General features: G+C 58.4%; 6 protein-coding genes. All 6 read left to right on the top strand.

Annotated features, from left to right (window positions below):
* The coding region (locus VEG30_15210; GenBank protein ID HXZ81276.1) for a sigma-70 family RNA polymerase sigma factor at positions 1 to 454 on the top strand (454 nt) is incomplete at its 5' end.
* Between the two features lie 70 nt (positions 455 to 524).
* A complete protein-coding gene (locus tag VEG30_15215) occupies positions 525 to 1,175 on the top strand; it encodes a hypothetical protein (protein HXZ81277.1) in 651 nt (216 codons plus the stop codon).
* Between the two features lie 61 nt (positions 1,176 to 1,236).
* On the top strand, positions 1,237 to 2,085 hold the full coding sequence (locus VEG30_15220; GenBank protein HXZ81278.1) for a DUF4097 family beta strand repeat-containing protein: 849 nt from the start codon (positions 1,237 to 1,239) through the stop codon (positions 2,083 to 2,085).
* Positions 2,086 to 2,170: 85 nt separating this feature from the next.
* Complete coding sequence (locus VEG30_15225; GenBank protein HXZ81279.1) at positions 2,171 to 2,743, top strand: shikimate kinase; 573 nt, start codon at positions 2,171 to 2,173, stop codon at positions 2,741 to 2,743.
* Positions 2,733 to 3,458, top strand: coding sequence for a hypothetical protein (locus VEG30_15230; protein ID HXZ81280.1), 726 nt, complete (start codon positions 2,733 to 2,735; stop codon positions 3,456 to 3,458). Before VEG30_15225 ends, VEG30_15230 begins: the two co-directional genes overlap by 11 nt.
* A 78-nt stretch (positions 3,459 to 3,536) precedes the next feature.
* A partial coding sequence (locus tag VEG30_15235; protein HXZ81281.1) for an AI-2E family transporter occupies positions 3,537 to 4,200 on the top strand: 664 nt, incomplete at its 3' end.

Genomic DNA, 4,200 nt, shown 5'->3' on the forward strand with positions numbered 1-4,200 from the left:
GGCGGAGGCGGAAGACCTGACGCAGGAGGCGTTCCTGCAGCTCTACCGCAAGATCGCAACCTTTCGCGGCGAGTCGGCGTTCTCCACCTGGCTGCACCGCATGGCGGTCAATGTGGTTCTGATGCATCTTCGCAAGAAGAGCCTGAATCAGGTTTCGCTGGACGAAACCCTGGAGCCGCAGCAGGAGGACAGCCCGCGCAGGGATTTTGGAGCAGAAGATACGTCGCTGGCTGGATCCGTCGATCGTGTCCACCTGGAACGCGCCATCGGCAGCCTGCCGCCGGGCTACCGCATGATATTTGTCCTGCACGACGTGGAGGGGTTCGAACATAATGAGATTGCCGAGATGATGGGTTGTTCAATCGGCAACAGCAAATCGCAGCTGCACAAGGCGAGAATGAAACTGCGGGATCTCCTCAAGTCCAGCAGAGCCGAAAAGGCCTTAAAGCGGTGAGGGGACCGTTACAGTGCCACCTTCACGGTGGCTGATGGAAACTGATGTTTTTGCCGGGGAGAGAATTGTAATGACTTGCGCAGAATTTCAGAAAGTTCTGCCCGATGTGGTTGACCGCGGAGGAGATGCCGCGCAAGATGCCCACCTTCGCAGTTGTCCCGCCTGCTCCGAGTTGCTTGCGGACCTGAGGCTGATCGCGCAGCAAGCCAGACAACTCCTGCCAACTCACGATCCCCACCCGCGGGTCTGGGAGAACATACGTGCGACGCTGGAAGAGGAAGGCCTGATCCGATCGGCTCCTGTCAGAATGCACCACCTGATTCCTTTTTCCCATGCCGCCGTTCCCTGGCTGGCAACCGCGGCCGCCATCGCATTGCTGGTTTTTGGCGCGGTTCTTTTCCGTCGCGATTTCAGCGAGGACCGCCTGGCGGTGGCGCGAGTTTCTTCATCGCCTGCGAGTAGCCGGACCCAGGAACTCACCGCTTCGAACCAACAAGGCGGCAACGAGGAGGAACAACTGATTCGCCAGATTGCCGCAGAACATCCCACGCTGAGGGACACTTATGAGAACAGCCTGAAACAGGTGGACGCATACATTTCGGATGCTCAGCGCACGGTGGAGCAGAATCCCTATGACGAAGAAGCCCGGCAGTCCCTGATCCGGGCGTACGATCAGAAGGCTATGATCTACCAAATGGGGCTTTCACGCTCTATGGAGTAGGCGACCAGGCTCGTTTTTTTGCCGCTGGGAGGTTGAGCAGGAGATGGTGAGGAGAGAAGGTATGTGGAGCACAAAGATCGGCATGATGCTAGCCGGCGCTGTCGTGGTGGTGTCTGTAACTGCCTTGGGCCAGCAAAAGAAGGAATTTCGTTACCCGGTCACCAACGGGGCAATGGTTTCGATTGTCAACGACTATGGCCCGGTTTCGGTCAAGCCATCCAGTGGCGGCAACGTGCTGGTGAATACCAGCACCCGCAGCAATAGGGTCGAGGTGGACGGAAACCAGAACGGAAACCGTGTCGAAGTCCGCACCCACTATCTTCAGCACGTCGGACCCGAGGATGGACGCGTGGACTACGAGGTGCAGGTTCCTCCCGATGCCAGCGTGACGGTTCATTCTGCCGTAGGTCAGATTAGCGCGGAGAGGTTAGTGGGCGACGTAACCTTGGAAGGCGAGTCCTCCAGCGTGCAGGTAAGGGACTTCACGAACGCACATCTTCACGTGCGCACGGTAGATGGCCCGGTTTCGCTAACGAATGTGCGTAACAGCCACGTGGATGTAACTTCGGCAGGCGGCGACGTTACGCTTTCCTCCGTAACTGGTCCCAAGGTTTACGTAAATACCACCAAGGGGAAGATCAAGTACATGGGCGATCTTGCCGGCGGTGGCGACTACGCCTTTACCAACCATTCCGGCGACATTGACGTAGCTATTCCCTCAACTGCTTCGGTGGACGTCACCGCGCGCTCGGTGTTTGGCAGCGTCGAAGACGCGTTTCAATTCCGTCCGAACGCGCACATGACCTTCGTGCCTTCGCAGGGCAAGTCGTTTGCCGGGTATTCAAATTCGGGCGGGGCATCGCTTAAACTGCATTCCTTCACCGGCAAGATCAAGGTCCACAAGCAGTAGGCGTAGCACTTTCGAAATTTTCGCACCCCAGGCGCGGCAGGCATTTCCTCGCGCCAGCGGTTACAATCCCAATATCACTCACACCTTGCGCAAAGCCAACCCCGGCACTCCGGCGGCCGTTGTGCTCGTTGGGTACATGGGAGCCGGAAAGACCAGTGTCGGACAAGAGCTGGCGCAACGGTTGCAGTGGAAATTTGTCGATCTGGATGATGTGATCTCTGCACGAACCGGACGCCGCATCGCAGAGATCTTCGAGCAGTCGGGCGAAACGGAATTTCGTCGTCTTGAGACCGAAGCCCTGGGCGCGGTCCTGGGGGGATTGAAATCGCCCACCGTGCTTTCAATCGGTGCAGGCGCATTTGTTCAGTCGGAAAACCGGAGGCTGCTTCGATCGGCTGCAGGGCGCATCGTGTTCTTGAATGGCTCGCCGGAGACTCTGATGGAGCGCTGCCGGCAACATGGCGCCAGGCGCCCGATGTTTCAGGATGAGAACCAATTTCGCCAACTGTACGAATCCCGGCGGAACAGTTATATGAAGGCTGACCTTTGCATCGATACTACCCGTCTGACCATTGGCGAGGTCGCGGTCGAGGTGGCGAGGCGGCTGGGCTTGGTTCCCAGGAGTAACATCGCCAAGGATTTCCCCAATGAAGTCTAAATTGCTGGCCATTTTTTGCGTGCTGCTGCTCTCGCCACCTGCAATTGTCGCCGGCAGCAAGAAAGCCGAACAGGTGGTGGATTCCGGCACTTTTGGCATCTTCGTGGCCGGACGCCGCGTGGCGACGGAGAAGTTTCAGATCAGCCAGTCGCCGGAAGAGAGCCTTGCCAGCTCGGAGCTCCGCCTCGAGGACGGGAGCAAGAATGGGCAGCGGGCGGAGATGAAGCTTTCGCCCAGCGGCGACCTGGTCAGATACAAGTGGTCGGAATTCGGATCAAGCAGCGCACAGGCTGTGGTGGAACCGCAAAACGAATTTCTGGTGGAGCACATCGCCGCCACGGAAACTCAGAAAGCGGCCGAGCGCTCCTTCCTTCTGCCGACATCGACGCTGATTCTGGAGGATTACTTCTTCAGCCACCGCCAGATCCTGCTCTGGCGTTATCTGGCGGCTCAGTGTCGTGCTTCGCAGTCCCAGCAGGGCTGCGCCATGACGCGTACCCAGTTCGGCGTGCTCGTGCCAAGGCAACAGAACTCTGAGATGGTGAGCATCGAGTTTGTGGGGAAGGAGAGCACGCCCGTCCGAGGAGCGCAGCGGGAGCTGAACCGCTTCAACCTGCAAGTGGAAGGCGTGGAATGGGCTCTCTGGGTGGACGACCAGTACAAGGTCCAGCGCATTCTAGTCGCTTCGGAAAAGGTCGAGGTTATACGGGAGTAATCTGTGGGGCAGCGTAAAGTTCTCCCATTTCCCGGTTTCAGCCGCTAGAATCGGGCACGCGGCTTTCCCGCACAAACCATGGCTTCGGAAGAGAAACCAGCCGGCCTGGGTTTCAGGACCCACCGCTCGGACATCCTTTTCACCTTCGGGGTCCTGCTGTTTCTGTGGTTATGTTGGGAAGCGCGAGACGTGCTCATGCTGGTCTACGCCAGCGTGTTGTTCGCGGTGGTGCTGAATCCAGCCATCGAAGGCATCCGCCGCATCCACATAGGCCACTGGTGGCCTGACCGCATCACCGCCATTCTCATCATCATCGTTGGCGTGTTGATCATCTTCGTCCTGCTGGCGATTTTCGCCATTCCTCCTGTGCTTCGTGACCTGGAGACTTTCTCCGCTGCCTTTCCTCAGCGCATGGCCGGCGTAACTGAACGTATTCGCCAACTCCCCCTGATGCAGACGTTCGATGCGGCGGCGTTTGAGGATCGCATTGCCGCGTCCCTCGGCACCCCCGTGGAGATCCTCAAGAATATGGCCGGCCTGCTGATTGCCCTTTTCAGTTGGGCAATCCTGACTGCTTACTTCATCCTGGACGGGGAACGCACCTTTTACTGGTTCCTGTCTTTTTTTCACGAACCGCGACGCGGACGAGTGCGCTCCATCGCACTGCGGGCGCAGCGCCGGATTCGTCATTGGCTGGTGGGGCAGGGCTTGCTGATGCTGCTGCTGGGTGTAACCAGCGGAC

It is taken from the genome of Terriglobales bacterium, from assembly GCA_035624455.1.
In the GTDB taxonomy this organism is placed as follows: domain Bacteria; phylum Acidobacteriota; class Terriglobia; order Terriglobales; family Acidobacteriaceae; genus DASPRM01.